This is a genomic window from Bacillus sp. SD088, from assembly GCF_017355205.1.
Lineage (GTDB): Bacteria > Bacillota > Bacilli > Bacillales > Bacillaceae_C > Lederbergia.
On sequence record NZ_JADIJK010000016.1, the window covers coordinates 38,878 to 64,375 of the forward strand.

General features: G+C 38.2%; 25 protein-coding genes and 1 other annotated feature. All 25 genes read left to right on the top strand.

Going from position 1 to position 25,498, the window contains the following annotated elements:
- The first annotated feature begins 38 nt into the window (after positions 1-38).
- Positions 39-1,133 (top strand): stage V sporulation protein E, encoded by a 1,095-nt coding sequence (spoVE, locus tag IPU53_RS14835; RefSeq protein ID WP_278253291.1) that lies wholly within the window; start codon positions 39-41, stop codon positions 1,131-1,133.
- Positions 1,134-1,732: 599 nt separating this feature from the next.
- Positions 1,733-2,833 (top strand): undecaprenyldiphospho-muramoylpentapeptide beta-N-acetylglucosaminyltransferase, encoded by a 1,101-nt coding sequence (murG, locus tag IPU53_RS14840; protein ID WP_207451800.1) that lies wholly within the window; start codon positions 1,733-1,735, stop codon positions 2,831-2,833.
- Between the two features lie 56 nt (positions 2,834-2,889).
- Positions 2,890-3,669, top strand: a complete 780-nt coding sequence (locus IPU53_RS14845; protein ID WP_207451801.1) for a cell division protein FtsQ/DivIB — start codon at positions 2,890-2,892, stop codon at positions 3,667-3,669.
- Positions 3,650-4,354 (top strand): DUF881 domain-containing protein, encoded by a 705-nt coding sequence (locus tag IPU53_RS14850; protein ID WP_207451802.1) that lies wholly within the window; start codon positions 3,650-3,652, stop codon positions 4,352-4,354. Before IPU53_RS14845 ends, IPU53_RS14850 begins: the two co-directional genes overlap by 20 nt.
- Entirely contained in the window at positions 4,354-5,079 is a 726-nt protein-coding gene (locus IPU53_RS14855; protein ID WP_207451803.1) for a DUF881 domain-containing protein, read from the top strand. Before IPU53_RS14850 ends, IPU53_RS14855 begins: the two co-directional genes overlap by 1 nt.
- Position 5,080: 1 nt before the next feature.
- Positions 5,081-5,437 carry a small basic family protein gene (locus tag IPU53_RS14860; RefSeq protein ID WP_207451804.1) on the top strand — a complete coding sequence of 119 codons (357 nt, stop codon included), beginning with the start codon at positions 5,081-5,083 and terminating at the stop codon, positions 5,435-5,437.
- A gap of 130 nt (positions 5,438-5,567) precedes the next feature.
- Positions 5,568-6,842 carry a cell division protein FtsA gene (ftsA, locus tag IPU53_RS14865; protein WP_207451805.1) on the top strand — a complete coding sequence of 425 codons (1,275 nt, stop codon included), beginning with the start codon at positions 5,568-5,570 and terminating at the stop codon, positions 6,840-6,842.
- Between the two features lie 234 nt (positions 6,843-7,076).
- Positions 7,077-8,219, top strand: coding sequence for a cell division protein FtsZ (gene ftsZ, locus IPU53_RS14870; RefSeq protein WP_207451806.1), 1,143 nt, complete (start codon positions 7,077-7,079; stop codon positions 8,217-8,219).
- A gap of 831 nt (positions 8,220-9,050) precedes the next feature.
- Positions 9,051-9,977 (top strand): sigma-E processing peptidase SpoIIGA, encoded by a 927-nt coding sequence (gene spoIIGA / locus IPU53_RS14875; RefSeq protein WP_207451807.1) that lies wholly within the window; start codon positions 9,051-9,053, stop codon positions 9,975-9,977.
- Between the two features lie 21 nt (positions 9,978-9,998).
- Complete coding sequence (sigE, locus tag IPU53_RS14880; RefSeq protein WP_207451808.1) at positions 9,999-10,718, top strand: RNA polymerase sporulation sigma factor SigE; 720 nt, start codon at positions 9,999-10,001, stop codon at positions 10,716-10,718.
- A gap of 165 nt (positions 10,719-10,883) precedes the next feature.
- Positions 10,884-11,660 (top strand): RNA polymerase sporulation sigma factor SigG, encoded by a 777-nt coding sequence (gene sigG, locus IPU53_RS14885; protein ID WP_207451809.1) that lies wholly within the window; start codon positions 10,884-10,886, stop codon positions 11,658-11,660.
- Positions 11,661-11,939: 279 nt separating this feature from the next.
- The gene (locus IPU53_RS14890; RefSeq protein WP_207451810.1) at positions 11,940-12,212 is read left to right on the top strand and encodes a YlmC/YmxH family sporulation protein; all 273 of its coding nucleotides are present in this window, start codon (positions 11,940-11,942) and stop codon (positions 12,210-12,212) included.
- 167 nt (positions 12,213-12,379) lie between these two features.
- Positions 12,380-13,051 (top strand): YggS family pyridoxal phosphate-dependent enzyme, encoded by a 672-nt coding sequence (locus IPU53_RS14895; RefSeq protein ID WP_207451811.1) that lies wholly within the window; start codon positions 12,380-12,382, stop codon positions 13,049-13,051.
- A gap of 21 nt (positions 13,052-13,072) precedes the next feature.
- Positions 13,073-13,513, top strand: a complete 441-nt coding sequence (locus IPU53_RS14900) for a cell division protein SepF (protein ID WP_207451812.1) — start codon at positions 13,073-13,075, stop codon at positions 13,511-13,513.
- A gap of 3 nt (positions 13,514-13,516) precedes the next feature.
- Positions 13,517-13,777, top strand: coding sequence for a YggT family protein (locus IPU53_RS14905; RefSeq protein ID WP_207451813.1), 261 nt, complete (start codon positions 13,517-13,519; stop codon positions 13,775-13,777).
- 15 nt (positions 13,778-13,792) lie between these two features.
- A complete protein-coding gene (locus tag IPU53_RS14910) occupies positions 13,793-14,569 on the top strand; it encodes a YlmH family RNA-binding protein (protein ID WP_207451814.1) in 777 nt (258 codons plus the stop codon).
- A gap of 94 nt (positions 14,570-14,663) precedes the next feature.
- Complete coding sequence (locus tag IPU53_RS14915; protein ID WP_207451815.1) at positions 14,664-15,179, top strand: DivIVA domain-containing protein; 516 nt, start codon at positions 14,664-14,666, stop codon at positions 15,177-15,179.
- A 55-nt stretch (positions 15,180-15,234) separates the two neighbouring features.
- Positions 15,235-15,455 (top strand) — a binding site (T-box leader).
- A 71-nt stretch (positions 15,456-15,526) separates the two neighbouring features.
- Positions 15,527-18,289 (top strand): isoleucine--tRNA ligase, encoded by a 2,763-nt coding sequence (gene ileS, locus IPU53_RS14920; protein ID WP_207451816.1) that lies wholly within the window; start codon positions 15,527-15,529, stop codon positions 18,287-18,289.
- A 114-nt stretch (positions 18,290-18,403) separates the two neighbouring features.
- Positions 18,404-18,880 carry a signal peptidase II gene (lspA, locus tag IPU53_RS14925; protein ID WP_207451817.1) on the top strand — a complete coding sequence of 159 codons (477 nt, stop codon included), beginning with the start codon at positions 18,404-18,406 and terminating at the stop codon, positions 18,878-18,880.
- On the top strand, positions 18,867-19,769 hold the full coding sequence (locus IPU53_RS14930) for an RluA family pseudouridine synthase (RefSeq protein WP_207451818.1): 903 nt from the start codon (positions 18,867-18,869) through the stop codon (positions 19,767-19,769). Before lspA ends, IPU53_RS14930 begins: the two co-directional genes overlap by 14 nt.
- A 668-nt stretch (positions 19,770-20,437) precedes the next feature.
- Positions 20,438-21,172, top strand: a complete 735-nt coding sequence (locus tag IPU53_RS14935; protein WP_207451819.1) for a glucose 1-dehydrogenase — start codon at positions 20,438-20,440, stop codon at positions 21,170-21,172.
- 129 nt (positions 21,173-21,301) lie between these two features.
- Positions 21,302-21,709 carry a VOC family protein gene (locus IPU53_RS14940; protein ID WP_207451820.1) on the top strand — a complete coding sequence of 136 codons (408 nt, stop codon included), beginning with the start codon at positions 21,302-21,304 and terminating at the stop codon, positions 21,707-21,709.
- 190 nt (positions 21,710-21,899) lie between these two features.
- Entirely contained in the window at positions 21,900-22,286 is a 387-nt protein-coding gene (locus tag IPU53_RS14945) for a VOC family protein (RefSeq protein ID WP_207451821.1), read from the top strand.
- A 156-nt stretch (positions 22,287-22,442) separates the two neighbouring features.
- Positions 22,443-23,972 (top strand): MutS-related protein, encoded by a 1,530-nt coding sequence (locus tag IPU53_RS14950; RefSeq protein WP_207451822.1) that lies wholly within the window; start codon positions 22,443-22,445, stop codon positions 23,970-23,972.
- On the top strand, positions 23,969-25,462 hold the full coding sequence (locus IPU53_RS14955) for a MutS-related protein (protein ID WP_207451823.1): 1,494 nt from the start codon (positions 23,969-23,971) through the stop codon (positions 25,460-25,462). The genes IPU53_RS14950 and IPU53_RS14955 overlap by 4 nt, the downstream gene beginning before the upstream one ends.
- The last annotated feature ends 36 nt before the right edge of the window (positions 25,463-25,498 follow it).

Here is a 25,498-nt window from a genome sequence, read left to right on the forward strand (position 1 = left end):
AAAGCTCTAAATTGCTAGTTACGAGGTGTGTATAGCCATTGAAAAAAACCGCCCCTGATTTTATTTTAATTCTGTCGACCATGTTATTACTTGCAATCGGATTAATCATGGTTTATAGTGCGAGTGCCGTATGGGCTGACTATAAATTTTCCGATTCATTTTTCTTTGCTAAGCGTCAGTTTTTGTTTGCTGCTCTTGGTATTGTAGCCATGCTTGTCATTATGAATGTTGATTATTGGGTATTAAAAAAGTGGTCCAAGCCTTTACTCATTATCTGTTTTGTCTTATTGATTTTAGTTATTATCCCGGGTGTCGGAATGGTGAGAAATGGTTCAAGAAGCTGGTTAGGTGTTGGTGCTTTCTCCATTCAGCCGTCTGAATTTATGAAATTAGCGATGATTGCTTTTTTAGCTAAATTCCTTTCAGATAAGCAAAGATATATTACAACGTTGAAAAAAGGATTGCTTCCATCTTTAGGACTCGTTTTTATAGCATTTGGCGTTATTATGCTTCAACCTGATCTTGGGACAGGGACCGTTATGGTTGCCACTTGCATGATTATGATATTTATTGCTGGGGCACGTGTATCACACTTTGCTGTACTAGGCTTGATTGGACTAGCTGGTTTTGCTGGACTTGTCATTTCCGCTTCCTATCGAATTGCGCGAATTACCTCATTTCTCGATCCATGGCAGGATCCGCTAAAAAGTGGATTTCAAATTATACAATCTTTATATGCTATTGGTCCAGGGGGATTATTTGGATTAGGGTTAGGAGAGAGTAGACAAAAATTCTTCTATCTACCGGAACCACAAACAGATTTTATATTTGCCATTCTGGCAGAAGAGCTAGGCTTTATCGGAGGCAGTCTCATTCTATTATTATTTGCCTTATTATTATGGCGGGGAATAAGAGTCGCTTTAGGTGCTCCAGATTTATTTGGTAGCTTCCTGGCAGTGGGAATTATATCCATGATTGCCATCCAGGTGATGATCAATATCGGAGTGGTAACAGGCTTAATGCCGGTTACAGGGATTACACTGCCATTCCTCAGCTATGGGGGCTCATCTCTCACATTAATGCTAATGGCCGTCGGAATCCTCCTAAACATCAGCCGCCACTCTCGAATATAAAAAGAAAAGCGGAAGCGCCTGATCAGCGACGTACAAACTTTTTAGGGTTCTGACGAGATAAAGGAAACACCATGAGCTTAAGAAGCGAAGGGATGTTGACTTATCGTAGGAAGAAACCGAAAGTTAGCTAGTCGCTAGGCGCTGTAGCTGGACAAAAGAAAAGCGAAAGCGCCTGATCAGCGACGTACAAACTTTTTAGGGTTCTGACGAGATAAAGGAAACACCATGAGCTTAAGAAGCGAATGGATGTTGACTTATCGTAGGAAGAAACCGAAAGTTAGCTAGTCGCTAGGCGCTGTAGCTAGACAAAAGAAAAGCGAAAGCGCCAGGAAAAACTGTTAAAAGCATGAGGCCTTGTTGACCACAAATAGAACTCTGTAGGGGTTCTTTTTTTTGTCGTAAATATTGAAAATAAAGCTATTTTAATATTTTTTATTACATTTAAACAACATTCGATGACGAACACTTTATTATTGAGTAAAATATAGTAAGATAATGATTAAGATAAATTTATTTAGCTATATAAAAGAGGTTGTTCAAAAAGCCCAACCTTTTTGAACACTCACTAAAAAGAGAATGATTAAGACTGAGGTGGGAATATGAAAATAGTGGTTACGGGTGGAGGTACAGGTGGACATATCTATCCGGCGCTCGCTTTAATTAGGACGATTAAGCAGCAATATCCAGAAACGGAATTTACATATATCGGTACAGAAAAAGGCTTGGAAGCTGAAATCGTTCCGCGTGAGAATATTCCTTTTGAATCGATCCATATAACGGGATTTAGAAGATCGTTATCCTTTGAAAATGTTAAAACTATTTTTCGCTTTTTAAAGGGTGTAAAGGATAGTAAGCATATCTTTAAAAAAGTGAAGCCAGATGTCGTGATCGGAACAGGTGGTTATGTTTGTGGACCAGTTGTCTACGCTGCAGCGAAGAAAAAAATTCCCACGATTATTCACGAACAAAATAGTGTACCTGGATTAACGAATAAGTTTCTCAGTCGATATGTTGATAAGGTTGCAGTATGCTTTGAAGAAGTAAAAGAATTTTTCCCTGAGGATAAGGCGATCTTAACAGGGAATCCACGTGCTTCGGAAGTTATTGGAAAAAGAAAACCTGGGGTGTTAGCAGCTCTTGGGTTGAAAGAGGGTATTCCCACGGTCTTGATTACAGGAGGAAGCAGAGGGGCAAGACCGATTAATGATGCTGTGGTGAAATCATTAAGCTCCTTATCAAGAAGGCCCTATCAAGTCATATATGTGACGGGACAAGTGCATTATGACCATGTAATGGAAGAAGCAAAATTGGTAGGAAAACTTTCTAATATCGCAATTGTTCCGTTTATTCATGAGATGCAAACGGTCCTATCATCCGTTGATGGAGTTGTTGGAAGGGCGGGAGCTACGTCTTTAGCTGAAATTACAGCTATCGGTCTTCCTTCCATACTAATTCCTAGTCCATATGTGACGAATAATCACCAAGAGAAAAATGCTCAAACATTGGTTGAACATGGAGCTGCTATTATGCTACTTGAGAGGGAATTATCAAGCAAACAGTTTTTAGACTCATTAGATTCAATCATGCTAAACGATGAAAAGAGAAAGATCATGGGGGAAGAATCTAGAAAACTCGGCATACGGGATGCATCTAAACATTTATCTGATCTGATGTTTCAATTAGTTAAACAACCTCAGTAAATAAGAGAGTCGAGTGCCTCATTATGAAGTAGATAAGGATGGAAGGGGGCATGCCTATGCCAAAAGGGAAGGTTTTATCATTAGAGGATAGGATACCGAAGATAAAAGTACATCGAAGAAAAAAAGCCAACAGAAGATTAATCATCTTGTTATCCGTATTTTTTTTATTGATTGTTGTCGTTGTATACTTCCAATCCCCTCTTAGTCATATTAAAGAAATTGATATCAAAGGGAATAAAATCGCATCTAAAGAGGACATTTTATCCGTATCTGGGCTAGAGCCTGGCGGGAAATTATGGAATATAAATCGAAAAAATGTGAAGAATAATCTAAAGAAGCTCCCAGAAGTGAAGGATGTAGATGTTAAAATTACATTTCCAAATACAATTAAGCTACATATAAAAGAACACGCAAGTCTTGCTTTACTAATGAATGATGATCAGCACGTTCAACCTGTTTTAGAGAATGGACAGGTATTAAAGGAGAAAAATCGTCTTTTAATGAATGCACCTATTTTGATTAAATTTAAAGAGGATGAGATATTAAAAGACTTAATCGCCCAATTAAAAGACATTCCGACGGAAATATACTATTCCATTTCTGAAATTCAACATGACCCTAAAAAAACCGATCCGTACCATATTTATTTATATATGAATGATGGAAATGAAGTAAATGCAACTATTCCGACTTTAGCGGAAAAAATGGCGCATTACCCCTCTGTTGTTGGACAATTAGATCCAGATACTAAAGGTGTGATTGATTTTGAGGTAGGATCATTTTTTAGAGCATATGAGAAAGAGGGGGAAGATATGAATGAGGAGGAGGAAAGGTAAATATATCATATTTTCCTTTGTATTTCTGATATTTGGCTTTATCTTAGCTTTTTCATATAGTCAAACAGAAAAAGACAAGCATGCAAATGTGAAAATTACAGATAGGCAATATAGGATGGAAAAAGATTTACAAAATCAATTGATCTCCATTCAAGATCGGAACCAAGAATTACAAAAAGACTTGTATGGTAAGCAAGATCGAGTAAGGCAAATAGAGAGGGAATTATTTCAAGAAGAAGAAAATTATCAAACATTAGCTGCCAACGCGGAAAAATACCGGATGTATCTAGGGAAAGTAAAAGTGAAAGGGCCAGGAGTCGAGATTTTACTGGAGGACGGAGAATATAAAAAAGATGAAGATGCTAACAATTATCTTGTTCATGAGCATCATGTCTTTAAGGTAGTAAATGAATTATTTGTATCAGGAGCTTCTGCGATTGCCATAAATGGGCAAAGATTAAAATCTGATTCTTATATTGTATGTAACGGTCCAGTTATTACGGTTGATGGGAATCCTTTCCCGGCACCTTTTAAAATTACTGCAATAGGAGACACAGACACCCTTACAGCGGCTGTAACATTAAAGGGTGGGGTGCGAGACCAATTAGTAAACGATGATATAATGTTTACAATTGAAAAGAAAAAACAGCTTGTTTTAGATCCAATTTTAGGAGAAACATCATAATGGCGGGTAAAACGAGAATATATTTTACACTTATCACGTTCATTGTTGGTTTTATGGTCGCTGTGCAATTTAATACAGTAAAAAAACCAGATAATCGAGATACGCGGGATACATGGGAGTTACGAGAAGCAATTAATAATGAAATGGATTTGCAAACAAGGCTTTTACAAGAGATTCGTCTTCAAGATAAAAAAATCCATGATTATTCTTCCGAACTGCAAGATAATAAGGAAGATGTCTTGAAACAGACCATTTCAGAGCTAAAGAAGGAAGCAGGATTAACGAAGATAGATGGCCCAGGTTTGATTCTCAGCGTAAAGGCTATAGATGAAAGCATGTTGCTTGGACAGCCTCCACCCCAAACGTCTCCTACTGTATTACAAAGATTGATTAATGAGTTAAATATGTATGGAGCAAAAGCTATAGCTATTGATGGGGAGAGATACATAAACACAACGGTGATTCGAGATATTAATGGAGAAACGAAGGTTGGGACCCATTCAGTCAACGATCTTCCATTTCAAATCCTTGTGTTAACGGAGAGTATGGAAGTAGCGGAGAAGCTATATAATCATATGCAGATATCTCCTGTTTTAGATGATTTTTTTATAGATAATTTACAGGTCGATGTATCTGATCCGAAAGGGTCTATCGAATTGCCAGCCTATGTTAATCCAATTACAACGAGGGATATGGAGCCTGTGGAAGAAAAAGGAGATGTATAATGTGGTGCTTCCCATCATCGGACTCCTTATAGGGATACTTCTAGGTTTTTTAACGGATATACAAATCCCGGATGAATATGCAAATTACTTGTCCATCGCTGTATTGGCGGCATTAGACACTTTATTTGGTGGGATTCGCGCGTATTTACAAAATTTATACGATAATCGGGTATTTGTTTCCGGCTTTTTCTTTAATATTTTACTCGCAGCAAGTTTAGCTTTTCTAGGAGTGCACCTTGGTGTAGACTTATACTTAGCTGCAGTATTTGCATTTGGAATTCGTTTATTCCAAAATATAGCAGTAATTCGAAGAATCTTGCTTAATAAGTGGGGTAATACTAGAGAAAATTCGAAATAAATAGTATGATGAAACAGGAAAATTCTTTTAGGTGACGAATTAGTTAATTAAGCATACTCAAGGATTGATTATTCATGAACAGAATAGAAGAGAATAATAGAGGAAAAACGAAACAAGGGGGTGCCAGGAAATGAACAACAGCGAAATATATGTCAGTCTAGATATTGGTACATCCTCAGTCAAGGTGATTATTGGGGAAATGACCAATCATTCCCTTAATATTATCGGAGTAGGCACCGCCAATTCCGAGGGGATTAGGAAAGGTTCCATTGTGGATATCGACAAGACGGTTCACTCGATCAGACGGGCTGTAGAACAAGCTGAGAGAATGATTGGAATGCAAATTAACCAGGTGATTGTTGGTATTGCTGGTAACCAAGTAGGTCTACAGCACTGTCATGGAGTAGTAGCTGTTTCAAGTGAAAACAGAGAGATTACAGATGAAGATGTTGCGAGAGTCATTGATGCAGCAGAAGTAGTTTCTATTCCACCCGAAAGGGAAATTATTAATATCATTCCACATCAATTTATTGTTGATGGACTGGATGAAATTACAGATCCAAGAGGAATGATTGGTGTTAGACTTGAAATGGAAGGCATTATTGTGACTGGTTCCAAGACAAATCTACATAATACCCTTCGCTGTGTTGAAAGAGCTGGATTAGAAATTGTTGATATTGTCCTTAAACCACTTGCTGTGGCTTCAGCTGCGCTATCTAAGGATGAACAAAATTTAGGTACAGCATTAATCGACATGGGCGGTGGATCTACGACCATTGCGTTGTTTGAACATGGTTACATAAAAGGAACCACGGTGATTCCAATTGGTGGAGATAATATTACCAAGGATCTATCGATTGGACTAAGAACAACTACAGAAGATGCTGAAAAGATTAAGAAAAAGCATGGACATGCATACTATGATGAGGCATCTGAAGATGAGGTCTTTAGTGTACCGATTATTGGAAGTGATCAACATCAGCAATTTAATCAATTAGAGTTGTCTGATATAATTGAAGCAAGGGTACAAGAGATATTTGAACTCGTTCAAAGTGAATTAATAAGAATGGGTGCCTCAGATCTGCCTGGAGGCATTGTTCTAACAGGCGGTGCTGTCAATGTTCCGGGGATTATGGAATTGGCACAAGGAATCTTTCAAAACAGGATTCGAATTGCGATCCCAGATTATATCGGTGTTCGCGAACCACAGTATATTACGGCTGTTGGACTAATTAAACACGCTTATAAGACTGCTAGATTAGAAGGGAGAAATATTAGTTCCACTTCCGAATCATATGAGCAAACAGAGCCTGCAAAAGTGACACATACGAAAAAACCTGAAAAAAATTCGGATGAAAAAATTACTGCAAAAGTAAAGAAATTTTTCGGAAACTTTTTCGAGTAGGCATCCCAGTAAATGAGTGTTCAAAAAGGAGGATAAAAAGGACCAAGAAGTTCGAGGCGGCGATGCCTTTGAGCAGCGGAGAAGGAAGCCAACGAGCTACCGCAGGACGTGGTGACTTCGACGTTCGACACAGGACGTGTCGGTACTTAGTCGAAGATCCTTTATCTCGCAGTGTCATTTTTACCGGACTTTTGGAACTTCCTCAGCTAGTAAACAAAATAGGAGGACTTGCCAATGTTAGATTTCGATACGAATTTAGATTCTTTAGCAACCATTAAAGTAGTTGGAGTTGGTGGAGGTGGAAACAATGCGGTAAATAGAATGATTGAACACGATGTTCAAGGTGTTGAATTTATCGCAGTTAACACGGACGCTCAAGCTCTTAACCTATCAAAAGCTGAAACAAAAATGCAAATTGGCGCCAAGCTTACAAGAGGACTAGGTGCTGGAGCAAATCCAGAGGTCGGTAAAAAAGCTGCCGAGGAAAGCAAAGAACAAATTGAGGAAGCTATTAAAGGCGCCGATATGGTCTTTGTCACTGCTGGTATGGGCGGAGGAACTGGAACGGGGGCTGCACCTGTTATTGCGAAAATCGCTAAAGATATGGGTGCATTGACTGTTGGAGTTGTTACAAGACCATTTACATTTGAGGGTAGAAAACGTTCAAACCAAGCGAGTGGCGGAATCGGCACAATGAAAGAGGCAGTTGACACTTTAATTGTCATTCCTAACGATCGCTTGTTGGAAATTGTGGATAAAAGTACACCGATGCTTGAAGCATTCCGAGAAGCAGATAATGTACTGCGTCAAGGGGTTCAAGGGATCTCTGATTTGATCGCTGTTCCTGGATTAATTAATTTGGACTTTGCAGATGTTAAAACTATTATGACAAACAAAGGCTCAGCGCTTATGGGAATTGGTGTTGCTTCTGGTGAAAACCGTGCGACTGAAGCAGCGAAGAAAGCTATTTCATCTCCATTACTTGAAACATCCATTGATGGTGCGCAAGGTGTCTTGATGAACATCTCTGGAGGAAGTAACTTAAGTTTATATGAGGTTCAAGAAGCTGCTGATATTGTCGCTTCCGCCTCAGATCAAGAGGTGAATATGATCTTCGGTTCTGTTATCAATGAGGAACTCAAAGATGAGATTGTTGTCACAGTTATTGCTACAGGTTTTGATGAAGTATCTGCGCAACAGCCTAAAAAGACGAGACCATCTTTTGGACAATCAAAACCAAATGCGAGTCACCAGGAAAAGCCACCTGCTCAAGAAGTGAAAAAAGAAGAACAACGTGAACCAGTCCAATCAGGCCAATCTGTTGAAGATACATTAGATATCCCAACATTTTTAAGAAATAGGAATAGAAGACGTTAAAAGATTTTAAGTGAAAACCAACCTCAGGGTTGGTTTTTTTGTTGCTAAGGAAACTATAAAATTCTTGGCTTGTGGAAAGCTTGCTTACGTTGCGGTTGACATCCAGAGCTCCAACGCCTAGCCCTGAGAGGCTCGCAGGATGCGAGTCCATCGGCGTTGCGACGTACAGGATGTACTAACTAGTGCAGATGAAGCGACAGGACGTCGCGAATTTAGCCTTTCTTCCTAGATCAAGGCGCTTGCGCTTTTGTTAAAAGGTAAGAAAGTATAAATTTTGGTAATGCGGATCTAGCTCCAGGCGCCATCGGCTCGAGGCTCGCAGGAGCGAGTCCATTGGCGTTGCCACAGGACGTGGCGACCTTAGCCGATGTTCCACGAAATAACCTGAGCCAATGAAAGGCAAAGAACGCCTTTCTTTGTCTCAGAACATTTGCTTGTCGCCGATAGGCGGGCGCCTTGCGCTTTTGTTGTTGTTAAGGAAACTATAAAATTCTTGGCCTGTGGATAACTGTTTACGTTGCGGCTTGACATCCAGCTCCAGCGCCCAGCGACTAGCAAACTTTCGGTTTCTTCCTACGATAAGTCAACATCCATTCGCTTTCCAAGCTCATGGTGTTTCCTTTATCTCGTCAGAACCCTAAAAAGTTTGTACGTCGCTAAACGGACGCTTGCGCTTTTGTTCTGACAAACTTCGGCTAAACAAGCGAAAACTTCCGACTTTTTCATTACAGAATGTGACACAATCTAGAATATTTGTGTTTTATACTCAATATATATGTAAGACAAGGAAAGATATATTTAAGTGGAATATGGAAGAGGGAGGAGGGCAATTTGGTTGTTTATCTTGATATTATATGGCTGTTAAACTTTATTATTGACAGTTTTCTTTTATGGGCTACATCTATTTATTTAAAAAGAAAAATCCACCCTTTTAAAATAATAATAGGAGGTTTAATAGGATCTCTCATTATTTTGATGGCGGCTACGCCAATCTCTACATGGGCCATGCATCCTTTTATAAAGTGGAGTTTGTCTATAGTAATGATTGGAGTAACATTTGGCTATAAAAGATTATCAACGTTTGTGGCTTCCTTATTTACTTTTTATTTCGCAACTTTTTTAATGGGTGGTATTTTAATCGGCACCCACTACTTTTTATCCTTTCATTTGGATTTAAGAAATTCAGTAGCAATAGAAAGTGTAAGAGGATATGGTGACCCGATTAGCTGGCTTTTTGTAGTAGTCGCTTTTCCAATTGCATGGTTTTTTTCGAAAAAAAGAATTGGTCATTTAACAAAGACAAGCATTCAATATGATGTCTTGTATGATGTTTTTATTTTAATGAATGGGATTGAATTAAAGCTTAAAGGACTTATTGATAGTGGCAATCAATTATATGATCCTATCTCCAAAAAACCTGTTATGATCGTTTCCATTGAATCTGTCAAAGACAAATTGCCAGAAGAACTGCAAAATATTGCAGATGCTCATGATGACCTTTACACTGCTTCTACTTTATTGCCGACAGACTGGGCACATATTATGAGACTCATCCCTGCTAAAACTTTAGGGAAAAATAATCAACTATTATGTGCTTTTAAGCCGGAAAAAGTAGTGATCCAGGAAGAGAGTGGGAGGGAGATAGAAAAAGAAGTGCTACTTGTGTTTACGACTCAACTGTTATCAGGTGATGGAACATTTCAATGTATTCTCCATCCACAAATGGCCCCTAGCTTGGCAATGGATTCTGCATCTTAATGTATAAAAGGAGGAAAAGGAATGAAGCGGTTACGGTTACGTATTCAGTATTATTGGTATCGACTTTTAATGAAATTAGGAATGAAAACAGATGAGATTTTTTATATTGGCGGAAGTGAAGCACTACCACCTCCTTTAACAAAAGATGAAGAAGAAGTATTACTCGAAAAACTTCCTCATGGTGACAAAACAGCAAGATCGATGTTAATTGAAAGAAACCTTCGTTTAGTTGTTTATATTGCTCGGAAATTCGAAAACACAGGGATTAATATTGAAGATCTAATCAGTATCGGTACGATTGGTTTAATTAAAGCTGTCAATACATTTAACCCAGAGAAAAAAATTAAATTGGCTACATATGCTTCACGCTGTATTGAAAATGAAATTCTGATGTATTTGCGCAGAAATAATAAAACAAGATCAGAAGTTTCATTTGACGAGCCTTTAAATATAGACTGGGATGGAAATGAACTATTATTATCTGATGTAATGGGAACGGAAGAGGATATCATTACAAAAGATTTGGAAGCGAATGTTGATAAGAAGCTTTTGTTAACCGCTTTACAAAAGCTTTCGGCTCGTGAAAAGCAAATTATGGAGCTGCGATTTGGCTTAAATGGAGGAATGGAAAAAACTCAAAAGGATGTAGCTGACCAATTAGGAATATCGCAATCCTATATCTCAAGACTTGAAAAAAGAATTATTAAAAGACTGCGAAGAGAATTTAATAAAATGGTTTAAGCTGTAAAAGAAAAATAAATTTTTTTTAAAAAAAGAACGCATAACGATAGAGTAGACAAGAATTTAAGTTGGATTAAAGCTTTTTTGAAAAAATAGGGATGCATATATTTCCCTTCCGAGGAGATACTGAATTTTGTAATCAGCTCCTGCAAGGAGGGAAAAAAGTTGAAGCGAAATAAAGTAGTAATATGCGGTGTGGATACTTCGAAGCTCCCTGTCCTAAAAAATGAAGAAATGCGGGAACTTTTAAAGCAAATGCAGCAGGGTGATAGGTCAGCTCGAGAAAAATTAGTGAATGGCAATTTGCGTCTTGTATTAAGTGTGATTCAACGTTTTAATAACAGGGGGGAATATGTGGATGATCTGTTTCAAGTTGGCTGTATAGGACTCATGAAGTCAATCGACAATTTTGATTTAGGTCAAAATGTTCGATTTTCTACATATGCAGTGCCGATGATTATTGGAGAAATACGCAGATATTTAAGGGATAATAATCCTATCAGAGTTTCGCGATCTCTCCGAGACATTGCATACAAGGCTTTACATGTACGTGAAAAATTAATGGCCAAAACCTCTCGTGAACCGACAGCTGCAGAAATTGCCAAAGAATTGGACATCCCACATGAAGAAGTAGTTTTTGCAATGGATGCCATTCAAGATCCTGTGTCCTTATTTGAACCTATTTATAATGATGGGGGCGATCCCATATTCGTAATGGATCAGCTAAGTGATGAAAAAAATAAAGACAGTACCTGGATTGAAGAAATAGCTCTTCATGATGGACTACAAAGACTGAATGATCGTGAAAAAATGATTATTCGCAAGCGCTTTTTTCAAGGGAAAACACAAATGGAAGTGGCCGAAGAAATCGGTATCTCTCAAGCTCAAGTATCTCGGTTAGAAAAAGCCGCTATCAAACAAATGAATAAAAATATTTTGTGAAAAAGAAGTCTAATTCCTTAGGTGTATCATCCAAGGAATTAGACTCTTTTTATCGTCCCGCTAGAACAGGCGCTTGTGCTTTTCTATTGTCTAGCTGTAGACGGCAGGAGCTCGAGGTCAAATAACCCTGAACCGCCGAAGGGGAATTTCGCCCTTCTTCGATTCAGGAACATTTGCTTGTCGCTCCTAATCAGCCGTCTTCCGCATTTCTTACAATAAATTAATTACCTCAAGCATACATATATAGAAATAGCTTTTAATAAAAGGGTGGGGAGCCAGATGGTAAGGATTTCCGAATTTCAGGTGAAAGATGTGGTCAATATTGCGGATGGACGTAGGCTTGGACATGTAGGAGATATAGAGATTAACTTAGATACGGGGAAAATTGAGACAATCATCATTGGTCATTCTACACGATTTTTAGGTTTTCTAGGGAGAGACGAAGAAGTAATCATTCCTTGGAGCCAAATTGTGAAAATTGGCGAAGACGTGATTCTCGTAAGACATCAAGGACACCAATATGTTCAACAACAATTAGATAAACCAAAGTAAGATTGATCATATGGCTAACAATTATAAAATAGTACCTTAGAACAGTTGCTTACGGTTTTGGTTCTCTACTGCGGGCTTTTATGGTACACTATATAAAAATATCCCTTTTTAAGCTTGAAGAGGATGTTAATAAAGAAAAACATGAATATCAATAGGAGTTTTGATTTGTGAAGGTTAAAGATCAATTATCAATCATAGAAGAGAAAATTGCGCAAACGTGCTCTAGAGTAGAGAGAGATCCTAAAAATGTGAACATCATTGCTGTCACAAAATATGTTTCAAATGAAAGGGCTGCTGAAGCATTAGCGGCAGGCATTGAGCATTTAGGAGAAAATCGGGATGAAGGCCTGCTTTCTAAATGGGAGACATTAGGAAACAGGCCAGTGTGGCATTTTATCGGAAGTTTACAGACACGAAAAGTAAAGAATATTTTAGATAAAGTGTCCTATATTCATTCTTTGGACAGGCTTTCCTTAGCAAAGGAAATAAATAAACGTGCCGTTTCACCCATTAATTGCTTTATTCAAGTTAATATGTCTAAAGAGGAATCGAAACATGGTATTCAACCAGAAGCAACGATTGATTTTGTTAAAGAATTAGAGAAATATCCTACTATTCGAACAATTGGCCTAATGACAATGGCACCTTTGACACAGGATGAAACGGTTATACGCAATTGTTTTCGGAACTTAAAGGCATTGCGAGAGGAAATTCATCAGCTTGATCTTCCCTACGCACCATGTACAGAGCTGTCAATGGGAATGTCGAATGACTTTGAAATTGCGATTGAGGAAGGTGCCACCTATATTAGGATTGGTACGGCTCTGGTTGGTGAATAACGAGAAGGAGGATGTCAATAGATGGGAATAAAATCGAAATTCAAGAATTTCTTTATGCTTGAAGATGAATACGAATATGTGGAAGAGGAAGACACAAAAGACATCTCACCTGAAGAAGAGCAACAGGCACCAGCAAATCGGAAGCAAAACGTTGTGAGCTTACAAAGCGCAAAAAAATCTTCTAAAGTTATTTTAATTGAGCCAAGAGTATACGCAGAAGCACAAGAGGTAGCGGATCATCTGGTGAATCGAAAAGCGGTGATCGTAAATCTACAACGTATCCACCGGGACCAAGCTTTACGTATTGTAGATTTCCTTAGTGGAACAGTGTATGCTTTAGGTGGTGACATCCAAAGAGTCGGGCACGACATCTTTTTATGTACACCAGATAATGTAGAAGTTTCAGGAAATATTTCAGAACTAATAAATGAACATGATTTTGACGACTCGAGGTGGAATTAAAGCATGAACTTTGTTTTCGGGATTTTATCACAAATTATTTCGATTTATTCATGGGCGCTTATTATTTATATATTGATGAGCTGGTTTCCCAATGCTCGGGAAACCTCAATTGGACAATTTCTAGCCCGGATCTGCGAACCATATCTAGAACCGTTTCGGCGATTTATCCCGCCTATCGGCATGATTGATATCTCTCCTTTAGTTGCCTTTTTTGTTTTAAATCTTGCAGCAAGAGGGGTTATGTCATTATCCGTGTGGTTCTAGGGGAGGTGGGAAAGTATGTCTGATGTATATCAACATTTCCGCCCTGAAGAGAAAGAATTTATTGATCAAGTCATCGCATGGCAAGAAGATGTTGATCGTACTTACGCACCGAAATTAACCGATTTTCTGGATCCACGTGAGCAATATATTTTACGATCAATGGCCGGTGTGCAAAATGAAATAAAGTACCAATTGTTTGGCGGTACAGATCGATCTGAAAGAAAAAGGGCCCTGCTTTTTCCTGAATATTATCAGCCGACAATAGAAGATTTTCAAATTGGTTTATATGAAATGAACTACCCGAAGAAATTTGTTCAATTAGATCATAGAATGATTCTAGGCTCTATTATGTCATTGGGCATAAAACGTGAAAAATTTGGAGATATTATCATTCACGAGGATCGAATCCAACTTTTAAGCGATCTTGCAATGGAGGATTATATTCTTGTTCATTTGCAGCAAATCGGAAAAGCAAAAGTATCAATCATCAAACAAGACCTGGCAGCAATCCTATCACCAAAAGAACAATGGAAAGAAAAAGAAACATCAATGAGTTCCCTTCGTTTGGATACTATGACCGCAGCTGCCTTTCAAATTTCTAGAAACAAGGCACAGCTTGTAATTCAGCAAGGGAGAACGAAGGTGAATTGGGGAATTATTGATCAAACTTCTTTCGAGTGTGCCTTAGGAGATGTGATTTCGGTAAGAGGATTAGGAAGATGCACTCTATTAGAAATCCTTGGTACGACAAAAAAGGATAAGTTACGGGTTAAATTAGGGGTCTTAAAATAATCTTTTAAAAAAATAAAAGGATTGTAGCTAAATTACGTCGAACTTTGTATAATATAAATAGTGATTCAGGAGATATAGTGGAGGTGGCGTCACAATGGCTTTAACGCCCGTGGATATACATAATAAAGAATTTAGTCGAAAAATGCGTGGATATGACGAAGATGAAGTGAATTCATTTCTTAATCAAATTATTAAAGAGTTTGAGATTATCCTACGCGATAAGAAAGAATTGGAAGACAAATTAGCAGGTACGAACGAACGTCTGGGACATTTTAGTACTATTGAAGATACTTTACACAAATCCATTGTCGTTGCCCAGGAAGCGGCAGAGGAAGTGAAAGGAAATGCCCAAAAAGAAGCAAAATTGATTATACGTGAAGCAGAAAAAAATGCGGATCGAATTGTGAATGAATCTTTGACGAAAGCCCGTAAGATTGCTTTAGAGATCGAAGAATTAAAAAAGCAGTCTAAAGTATTCCGAACAAGATTTAAAATGTTAATTGAGGCTCAGCTAGATTTAATTGACAATGATGATTGGGATAAATTAATGGAATATGACGTCGATACAACGGAATTAAAAGGATTAGAAGAAGTTGAAAGTGAATATTGACGAATTGCAAAGAGATCCTCTATAATGATGGGATCATTAAAATATTGTGATGAATAATAAAACAATGACAGGGAGAGTACATTTCTATCTCTTTACTTAGCGAACTAGGGATGGTGGAAGCCTAGAAAAAGTAGAAATGGAAAATCACCCTAGAGTTCTTGCGTTGAAAGTCTTTGACGAGTAAATGGAAGCGGCCCTCCACGATACGGAAAGAGCGAGCAATTGTTGATTGCTAATTCGGGTGGTACCGCGGGAAATAGTTTTCTCGTCCCTTTCAAGGGATGAGAAGACTATTTTTTTATATATGAGAACTGTACTTACGTTTAAGAATAGGAGGAAATTTATCAATGGAATATAAAGAAACGTTATTAATGCCCAAAACAGAGTTTCCGATGAGAGGAAACCTCCCTAAGAAAGAGCCAGCAATGCAAGCTGATTGGCAAGAACAAGATATTTATAAAAAGGTCCAAGAACGGACGAAAGATCGGCCATTATATATTTTGCATGATGGTCCTCCTTATGCAAATGGGAGTCTCCATATGGGGCATGCCTTGAATAAAATTTTGAAGGATTTTGTTGTTCGCTATAAATCAATGAGTGGATATTGCGCTCCTTATGTGCCAGGTTGGGATACACATGGCTTACCTATTGAACAGGCTCTTACGAATAAAGGTGTTAAGCGGAAAGAAATGTCACTAAAAGAATTTCGGGAGCTTTGTGCCAAATATGCATTAGAACAAATCGATAACCAAAGAACTGAATTTAAGCGTCTTGGTGTACGAGGAGATTGGGATAATCCCTATATTACCTTGAAGCCTGAATACGAAGCACAGCAAATTTTAGTATTCGGTGATATGGCGAAAAAGGGCTATATTTATAAAGGAAAAAAACCTGTTTATTGGTCACCATCCAGTGAATCAGCATTAGCTGAAGCGGAGATTGAATACCAGGATAAACGTTCACCTTCCATTTATGTGAGCTTTGAAGTGACCGATGGAAAGGACGTCCTTGAAGCAGGAACGAAATTTATCATCTGGACGACAACACCTTGGACGATCCCGGCCAATTTAGCTGTCGCTGTTCATCCTGATTTGGATTATGCGGTTGTCAAAGTAGGAGATCAGAGCTATGTGATTGCACAAGCCCTATTAGAATCTGTCCAAACGACTCTAGAATGGGAAAATGTCGAGGTGTTACAAACATTTAAAGGGTCCCAGCTAGAGAATATTGTGACGAAGCATCCTTTCTATGATCGCGAATCACCAATCATTTTGGGAGAGCATGTTACTATTGAGTCTGGAACTGGCTGTGTCCATACAGCTCCTGGTCATGGGGAAGATGACTTCTATGTTGGACAGAAATATGGTCTTGATGTGCTTTGCCCTGTTGATGATAAAGGCTGCATGACTGCAGAAGCACCTGGGTTTGGAGGTTTATTTTACGATAAAGCGAATAAAGCCATTACAGATAAATTAAATGAAGTCGGTGCCTTGTTGCATTTAAACTTTATTACTCACTCTTATCCACATGATTGGCGGACGAAAAAACCAATTATTTTCCGTGCAACTTCTCAGTGGTTCGCCTCGATTAAAGATTTCAAAGAGGAATTATTGGAAGCTGTAAAGAATGTACAATGGGTACCAAAATGGGGTGAAACACGTCTCTTTAATATGATTCGTGATCGTGGTGATTGGTGCATTTCTAGACAACGTGTATGGGGGGTTCCAATTCCTGTCTTTTATGCAGAAGATGGTGAACCTGTTATGACAGATGAAACAATTCAGCATATTGCCAAGCTATTTAGAGAACACGGTTCTAATATTTGGTTTGAAAAAGAAGCGAAGGACTTACTTCCAGAAGGTTTTACACATCCGGGGAGTCCAAATGGGCAATTTACAAAAGAAACAGATATTATGGATGTTTGGTTTGATTCAGGATCATCCCATCAAGGTGTGCTAGAAGAGCGTAGTGACCTACAGCGTCCAGCTGATTTATATTTGGAAGGTTCGGATCAATATCGTGGATGGTTCAATTCCTCTTTAACAACTGCTGTTGCAGTGACAGGGCAAGCGCCTTATAAAGGAGTCCTTAGCCATGGTTTTGTTAATGATGGAGAAGGCCGTAAAATGAGTAAATCAATCGGGAATGTCATTGTTCCCTCTAAACTAATGAATCAATATGGAGCTGAAATTGTTAGACTTTGGGTTGCTTCTGTTGATTATCAAGCAGATGTACGGATTTCAGATCCAATTATTAAGCAAGTAAGCGAAGTGTATCGAAAAATCAGAAATACTTTCCGTTTCTTGTTAGGGAATTTGGCTGATTTTGATCCAGCTACAGATATGATTCCATATGAGAACTTAAGAGAAGTAGATCAATTTTTAATGGTGCGTTTAAATAATTTGATCAAAAAAGTACGTGATTCCTATGATAACTTCGAGTATATGAATATTTACCATGAAGTGAATAATTTCTGTACGCTAGACTTGAGCTCGTTTTATTTAGATTTTGCGAAAGATATACTTTATATTGAGGCAAAAGATCATTATGAACGACGTGCAATGCAAAGCGTAATGTATCAAGCACTTGTAACATTAGTGAAGCTTCTATCTCCGATCTTGCCACATACAGCAGATGAAGCGTGGTCGTTTGTACCAGGAGTTGATGAAGAAAGTGTGCAGCTAACAGATATGCCTGAGTGTAAAGAAATCGAGGATAGTGAGCAAATTGAAGCACGTTGGAGCGAGTTCCTAAAATTACGTGATGATGTATTGAAAGCTTTGGAAGAAGCGCGTAATCAAAAAGTGATCGGAAAATCATTGACAGCAAAAGTAACCCTGTATGTCAACGAGGACACAAAAGCTTTATTGGAACAGCTACATGGCAATATGAAACAATTGTTCATTGTCTCTAATTTTGCAATTGGTGGCAGCATCGAAGAAGCACCTGAGACAGCATTGAAATTAGAACATGGTGCGATTGTCGTTGAGAAGGCAGAGGGACAAACCTGTGAAAGATGCTGGGTTGTGACTCCAGAAGTTGGCCAAGACAAGGATCATCCAACGCTTTGTCTGCGCTGTGCTTCTGTTGTAAAGGAACATTACGTATAAATTTTAAATAGTCCTCCGAACGGAGGGCTATTTTTAATAATAGGATTCGTTCTAAGCATATATTTATGCTAAAATACAAAAGAATAGATTTCATTTTGAAGCGGAGGTTAGCCGGTGATCTTTTATATTATTGCATTCTTTATCGTTGTTCTTGATCAGTTGACAAAATGGCTGATTGTAAAAAATATGGAGTTTGGGGAAAGCATTCCCATTATTCAAAATTTCTTTTACATAACCTCCCACAGGAACCGTGGTGCAGCATGGGGAATATTAGAAAATCAAATGTGGCTCTTTTATATTATTACTGTGATTGTGGTTGTGGGAATTATTTATTATCTTGAAAAGCATGCAAAAGGGAAATATCTTTTTCAATTAAGCTTAAGTTTTATACTAGGAGGAGCAATTGGAAACTTTATTGACCGTGTTTTTCGTCAAGAAGTCGTAGATTTTGTTGATACTTACATTTTCACATATGATTTTCCAATATTTAATATTGCAGACGCTGCCCTCACGATAGGGGTCGTTCTCATGTTTATCCAGCTCATCAAAGAAGCGCGGGAAGAGAAGGAGAAAAAAAATGAACAACATTGAACACTTTACAGTTGAAGACGGGAATGGTGAACGCATTGATAAAGTGGTTGCAGGCTTCCATACAGAATGGTCCCGTACACAAGTACAACAATGGATTCGTGATGGACGTGTTCAAGTAAATGGTAAAATAGAAAAGGCAAATTATAAATGTCGGATTGGTGATAATATTGAGATTTCTATACCAGAACCGGAACCACTAGATGTCCAACCGGAACCGCTGGAGCTTGACGTTTATTTTGAGGATGAAGATGTCATTGTCGTAAATAAACCGAAAGGGATGGTCGTGCATCCTGCTCCAGGACATTACTCAGGGACTCTCGTAAATGCTTTGCTGAACCATTGCCAAGATTTATCGGGAATCAATGGCATATTGCGTCCAGGTATCGTCCACCGGATAGATAAAGATACTTCAGGTTTGTTGATGGTGGCGAAAAATGATTATGCCCATGAACAATTAGTCAATCAATTAGTTGAAAAATCAGTTACGAGAAAATATTACGCTCTTGTACATGGCGTCATCCCTCATGATCATGGAACCATCGATGCGCCAATTGGCCGTGATCAAGACGATCGCCAAAAAATGACCATCGTGGATAAGGGAAAACATGCGGTTACGCATTTCCAAGTGATCGAGCGCTTGGATCCATACACATTAGTAGAATGTGTTTTAGAAACAGGAAGGACCCATCAAATTCGTGTCCATATGAAATATATTGGTTACCCACTTGTTGGAGACCCTAAATATGGCACCAAAAAAACATTAGAAATGGATGGACAAGTTTTACATGCGGGCGTACTAGGATTCATACACCCAAGAAAAAAGGAATATATGGAATACTCAAGCCCCTTGCCTGAGTATTTCCAGGATTTATTAGCGAGCTTAAGATAAGTGTGTTTTTTACCCTTTGAATGAAGAGGATCAAAGTCATTCTGTTGGCCAGGGCAAATCGCGATGTCCTGTAGCTCTTTCCTTGCACTTTCTGTACGTCACAACTCCTTTGCAGAAAAGCTGAACAAATCGGGGATTTAACTTTCAGTTGATCCCTGTTTATCCTTCTTGTCTACCTCGAATTCTTAAACTTTAAAATCCATTTTACCGGATTCTTCATGAGTTCGTATTCGTAGTAGGATTCTACGCACCATTTTTACCAGATTTCAAGTGAATTTAGGTACGTAGGGTCCGTCTACGGACACTTTTTATCAGGATTTAAAAGATTTTGTGTACGTAGGAGTCTCTATGCGCATTTTTTACTAGGATTCAAGTGCTTTTGAGTTCATAGAATCCCCCAACGTACTATTTGCCAGATTTCTAACGAGTTCACTTTACCAAGCGCATGAAGAACCTAGCTGCTTTTCCGAAATTCAAATTTTTTAAGCGTTTCATTTTTAACATTTTAATAGGTTACCATTTATGTTACGCTTGAACTACGAAGCTTTGAAAGGAGAAAGAGAATAATTATCTTTTTGCGAAAGCGCATACATATTTAAGGGTTAAGATACTGAAACGTAGCGGTGTTTTTAGAGTACCGTGATAGTAAATAATACGAGGTGAAGCATATGGAATTTCAAGGGAAAAGCGCGTTTATTACTGGTGGAAGTGGGGGAATTGGAAGAACGGCTGCTATTGAACTAGCAAAGCGAGGCGCCCGCGTTTTTATAGCGGATATCAACGAGGAGGGCGGACGGGAAACTGTTGCAATGATTGAGGAAAATGGTGGGGAGAGCCATTTTCAACGAACCGATATCACCATTGAACAGAATGTTATTGATTCTATTTCTTTGTGTAATCAAATGTATGACAAAATTGACTTTGCTGTAAATAATGCAGGTATTGTAATTGGGGCAATGTTGGCTGATCTTAACGAAGAAGATTGGGATAAGGTCATCAATGTTAATTTGAAGGGAACATGGTTGTGTATGAAGCATGAAATACAATTGATGAAAAAAAAGCAATACGGATCAATTGTAAACACAGCATCTATAGCCGGAAAAATAGGATTAAAGCATCATGGGGCATATGTGCCTAGCAAGCATGGGATCATTGGCTTGACGAAGAGCGCAGCAGTAGAATACGGAGAATATGGGATTCGGGTGAATGCCGTTTGCCCTGGAACAGTTCATACTTCTTGGGTACACCGGGTAACGAAAAAGCTGAGTAACTTGCATCCGTTGGACAGGATCGGCGAAACGGAAGAGATTGCAGAGGCGATCATCTGGTTATGTTCGGATAAATCGTCTTATGTAACCGGCCATTCCATGGTAATTGATGGAGGAAGAATTGCTGGCGAATGATTGTTGCAGGTAAAGTGGGCTGAAATGCATATCCGTTTTTTAAAAAGGGAGGATGGCTGGTTTGACAAATAAAAATGAAAAAAATGGAACTTGATGTAGATCGGAAATAATCTATTTGGAGGCTAACGAATGACAAAAGTTAATATCAAAGGTTCCGCCTTCGTTATGCTAGTTAAAAACTTGGAACAAACGGTTCAGTTTTATTCTGAGTTAGGTTTCAAACATGAAGTGATTGGAGAGAAAGTGCCACATCATCATGTTTCAAGGGGGTCACTGACCCTTATTCTTGTTGAAGCTAGACAAGAAAACGAGGTGAAGACAATCAGTTCCAGTTACGAGGAGCAATACTTTGATGTGTATTGTTATACGAATGCGGTAGATTTGTTAACTCGTGAATTCACAGATAAAAAGGTATTGATCGTTAGAGGACCTAATTATGATAATTTTTGGAGCGAGGTTACTATCCGGGATATAAATGGGTATCAAATATCATTCGGTGGAGGAATTGTAAACAAATCCCTAGTTTCGGATAGATGATAGAAAGCGATCTAATAAAGACAACGTTCGTATGTAAATATTTCGAAGAAGGCGCTGACCAACTTCGCTTCGATCCTTGGTTGCCGAAAAGAACAAATCAAGAAGAAAAGCTTAAGATAAGAACTATCTATGACCAGCCCAGGTCATGAATGCGGAACATTGTATGATTAAAACATGGAGATGAAATCTTTTGAGTAAATTAATAGAGAATGTGGATCATGTTCAATTACCTGTCACTGATATGGATGGGGCAGTTAGTTGGTGCAAAGAAGTACTAGGATTGAAATCGCTTACAGTCTATCCTCATGCTGCATGGCTTAAATTTAACTTGGGGCCAGTATTAATGCTGCACTACAGTACAAAAAATGATAAAACACAATGGTTATCGGAAGACAATTTTCCAATGCCGTCATTTATGTTTTTGACAAAACACATTGATTTGCTACATTCCACACTGCAAACTCATGAAGTAAGGATAAGACAGTATGAAGATCATGGTTTTGGATGGGTTATCAAATTTATTGATCCATTCGGAAATGAACTAGGAGCTTATCAACCCAAGAAAGAAACGGAATAAAGAGGCTGGGGACAAAACTAAAATGTTAAGCTCTCAAGACGAACAATGCATTACCTTAGCGAAGTATATTTCCGGAGCGGAGGTATATGCACCCAAGTAGTTCGGTTTTTCCCGGCCCCTAAAGGTTGGAGCCACTTATGAAGGGTTTGAAGAACGATGAAATATCAAAGTATTTTATTTGACCATAGCGTTGAGGCGAAAATTCGATCAAGATGTGGAAACGCTAAGTTTTTTCATGATGTTCATATGGATACAATTATCAAAAGTATTTTAGCTGGAAAAGAAGAATACGACCTTGAATGGTTATTTTATTATAAGCTGCCGAATATTGCTGCAATCAAGTATCGACTCGATATCATGAAAGACATCGATGGTTGTGATTTACTCGAACATTTTTCCGAGTTTTCTCGAGCTATGAAAAAGGTGCGGAAATACGTAAGCAATAGTGAACTTTCCAAGGACCAGCATCAGTCGCAAAAATGGGTGCTTGATGCTGCATTTTCCTATTGTAATGGAATTATCAACTTACATCGTATCCTGAATGCTGCTGATTTAAAATCAATAGGCATGCAGAATTTTTTAAAGTGGATCAGCTATTTTGTTAATAGTCCCTACTTTATTACCTTGTGGAAAGAAACTTCTGAGCTACAAAAGGCCTTTGCTGCTATCCATTATAGTATAATCCTATCTGAAGATAATATTGCAATTTACCCACAGGATGATGAAATGGATTACTGTCAATCATTAAGTAAGACCTTTCAGCAAGAGCACGATGAAACGGAGAATTATAGTATTCGCCTGTTTGCTGGACTACAATTTTCAGAGATAGAAAGAGATATTTTAACAATTATTAGAAAGCAACATCCAACCTCTTTCCTTAAGCTTAAAGCATACTATGAAAACTATCTAACATTTATCAATAGTTCTATTATGACATTTGAGCACGAAATTCAATTTTACATTGCTTGTTTGGAGTACTTTCAGACCTTCAAAGATTTAGGACTAGACTATTGTTACCCCGTAATCTCTAAGCGTAAAGACGTGCAAATTGTTTCGGGATACGATCTTTCTCTGGCTACCTCTCATTTACCTTTAGGAACAAGCATTATTTGCAATGATTTTTCTGTTAATGAAAATGAGAAAATTTGTGTATTAACCGGGCCAAACCAAGGAGGGAAAACGACCTTTGCCAGATCACTTGGACAAATTTTTTACTTGAGTGCAATTGGTTGCCCAGTACCATGTAAAGATGCAAACCTTTATTTTTTCGACCAGCTGTTTACTCATTTTAGTTCAGAAGAACAATTTGGTACGAATACGGGGCAATTACAGGATGAACTTCTTAGGCTGAAAACAATATTAAAGCAGGCTACTGGTGAGAGTGTCATACTATTTAACGAGATTTTTTCCACAACAGCTACTCGCGATGGGTATGATATGGGAAAGAAGGTATTACGAAAATTAATGCACCAAGGAACTCTATGTTTATATGTTACCCATCTTTTTGAATTAGCTAATGCACTTGATAATACGGTGAGCTTAGTATCAACGGTTGACCCAAAAGATTCCTCAAAAAGAACTTATAGAATCAGGAGAAGACCTACGGATGGTTTGGTGTATGCCGCAAGTATTGTCGAGAAATATGACCTTACACCATCAAGAATAAAGGAGAGAATCCTAAGATGAGACCGATGTTGCTCTATGAATCTCAAGAATTTATTCCAAGCCTTGAATTGGATGACCAAGAATTAATGCAAGATTTGCACATAGATCCACTTTTACAAACCATGTCCCAGGGCGATCCATTTCTTTATCAAACGACAAAGAAAATTATCTTACATAGTGAAACCAATCGTGATGTTCTCCTATATAGGCAGCATATCTTAAAGGATAGTATAAACAATCCTGTGCTCATCAAAAAGATATATAGCATAGCTTCAGAAATTGTAGAAGAATCCAAGGATTATCGTTATGTTATGAAACCAAATATTTCCCCTGGTATAGCTTTTTGGGAAAAGATGACAACAGTAGTGACTTTATTAGCGTTTATTTTACCTAAATTGCGAGAACTGCGGAATTTGAATAAAAGCACTAAACATGAATATCACTCAAAAGCACTTATTACTTTATTTAAGCAAATGGATAAAGCATATCCTGATTCGTTTCTAACAGAGGCTAACACACATCTTATTCTGCTTCAAAAGACTCTTAAAACGAGCCAACTCAGAATTGGTGCAAGAATTGGAGAGGGACTTAAGGGAACGGATTATTTGCTTAGAGAGTTGGATGCGAGAACTCCAACTTTTATAACCAAAAAAAAGATAAGATCATCCAATTTGCCTAGTTTTGCATATAACTTAAATGAAATGAAAGAAAAAATCTTTAATAATATCTTAGTTATTATCAAACGTTTTCTTGATCACACTTTAAAATTCATTGATGTATTACGTTTTGAGAGCAGTTTCTATGTGAGCTGCGTATATTTACACGAGGAACTTACTAAGAAGGGATGCCAACTATCTTTTCCAGTACCACTTAACACTAACGTGAGATCCTTAACTTTTAGGGGATTATATGACCCTAGCTTGGCCATTAGTTTGGGACAACAACCGATTACCAATGACCTACAGGCAGACGAGATGACTTTATTTATGATTACAGGAGCGAATCAAGGTGGAAAATCGACTTTTTTACGAAGCATTGGCTTAGCACAGCTAATGATGCAATGCGGTCTATTTGTCCCTGCCACCTTTTTTCAAGCTAACTTATGTGATCGAATATTTACTTATTTTACTCGGGAAGAGGATGACAATCTAAATAGCGGTAAGTTGGATGAGGAGCTATCAAAACTAGATCACATCGTGGACGAACTTACTCCTAGCTCTCTCCTTCTAATGAATGAACCCTTTGCCTCTACTGCAGAAAGAGAGGGATCTGTCATAGCTAGGGACATGCTTGCTGTTTTTTATGAACTAAAACTTAAGGTTTTTATTGTTACTCACTTTTATGAATTATCAAGAGGATTGTACGAGAGAAGTCTCGAAGACGCTCTCTTTTTAATGGCTGAGCGGCTTCCTTTTGGAAAGCGATCTTTTAAGCTTACTTTAGGAGAACCTCTTCCAACAAGTTATGGTCATGATTTATTTAGTGAGATTATTCGGGAGGGAAGAAATTAAAACATACATGTAGAAATACAGATACCGTTTTGGCCG

Excerpts from the sequence above, each read along its gene's own strand:
- murG (WP_207451800.1), top strand. The coding sequence starts at position 1,733 with ATGAAAATAGTGGTTACGGGTGGAGGTACAGGTGGACATATCTATCCG.
- IPU53_RS14845 (WP_207451801.1), top strand. The coding sequence starts at position 2,890 with ATGCCAAAAGGGAAGGTTTTATCATTAGAGGATAGGATACCGAAGATA.
- IPU53_RS14850 (WP_207451802.1), top strand. The coding sequence starts at position 3,650 with ATGAGGAGGAGGAAAGGTAAATATATCATATTTTCCTTTGTATTTCTG.
- IPU53_RS14855 (WP_207451803.1), top strand. The coding sequence starts at position 4,354 with ATGGCGGGTAAAACGAGAATATATTTTACACTTATCACGTTCATTGTT.
- ftsA (WP_207451805.1), top strand. The coding sequence starts at position 5,568 with ATGAACAACAGCGAAATATATGTCAGTCTAGATATTGGTACATCCTCA.
- ftsZ (WP_207451806.1), top strand. The coding sequence starts at position 7,077 with ATGTTAGATTTCGATACGAATTTAGATTCTTTAGCAACCATTAAAGTA.
- sigE (WP_207451808.1), top strand. The coding sequence starts at position 9,999 with ATGAAGCGGTTACGGTTACGTATTCAGTATTATTGGTATCGACTTTTA.
- IPU53_RS14890 (WP_207451810.1), top strand. The coding sequence starts at position 11,940 with ATGGTAAGGATTTCCGAATTTCAGGTGAAAGATGTGGTCAATATTGCG.
- IPU53_RS14900 (WP_207451812.1), top strand. The coding sequence starts at position 13,073 with ATGGGAATAAAATCGAAATTCAAGAATTTCTTTATGCTTGAAGATGAA.
- IPU53_RS14905 (WP_207451813.1), top strand. The coding sequence starts at position 13,517 with ATGAACTTTGTTTTCGGGATTTTATCACAAATTATTTCGATTTATTCA.
- IPU53_RS14910 (WP_207451814.1), top strand. The coding sequence starts at position 13,793 with ATGTCTGATGTATATCAACATTTCCGCCCTGAAGAGAAAGAATTTATT.
- IPU53_RS14915 (WP_207451815.1), top strand. The coding sequence starts at position 14,664 with ATGGCTTTAACGCCCGTGGATATACATAATAAAGAATTTAGTCGAAAA.
- ileS (WP_207451816.1), top strand. The coding sequence starts at position 15,527 with ATGGAATATAAAGAAACGTTATTAATGCCCAAAACAGAGTTTCCGATG.
- IPU53_RS14930 (WP_207451818.1), top strand. The coding sequence starts at position 18,867 with ATGAACAACATTGAACACTTTACAGTTGAAGACGGGAATGGTGAACGC.
- IPU53_RS14935 (WP_207451819.1), top strand. The coding sequence starts at position 20,438 with ATGGAATTTCAAGGGAAAAGCGCGTTTATTACTGGTGGAAGTGGGGGA.
- IPU53_RS14940 (WP_207451820.1), top strand. The coding sequence starts at position 21,302 with ATGACAAAAGTTAATATCAAAGGTTCCGCCTTCGTTATGCTAGTTAAA.
- IPU53_RS14950 (WP_207451822.1), top strand. The coding sequence starts at position 22,443 with ATGAAATATCAAAGTATTTTATTTGACCATAGCGTTGAGGCGAAAATT.
- IPU53_RS14955 (WP_207451823.1), top strand. The coding sequence starts at position 23,969 with ATGAGACCGATGTTGCTCTATGAATCTCAAGAATTTATTCCAAGCCTT.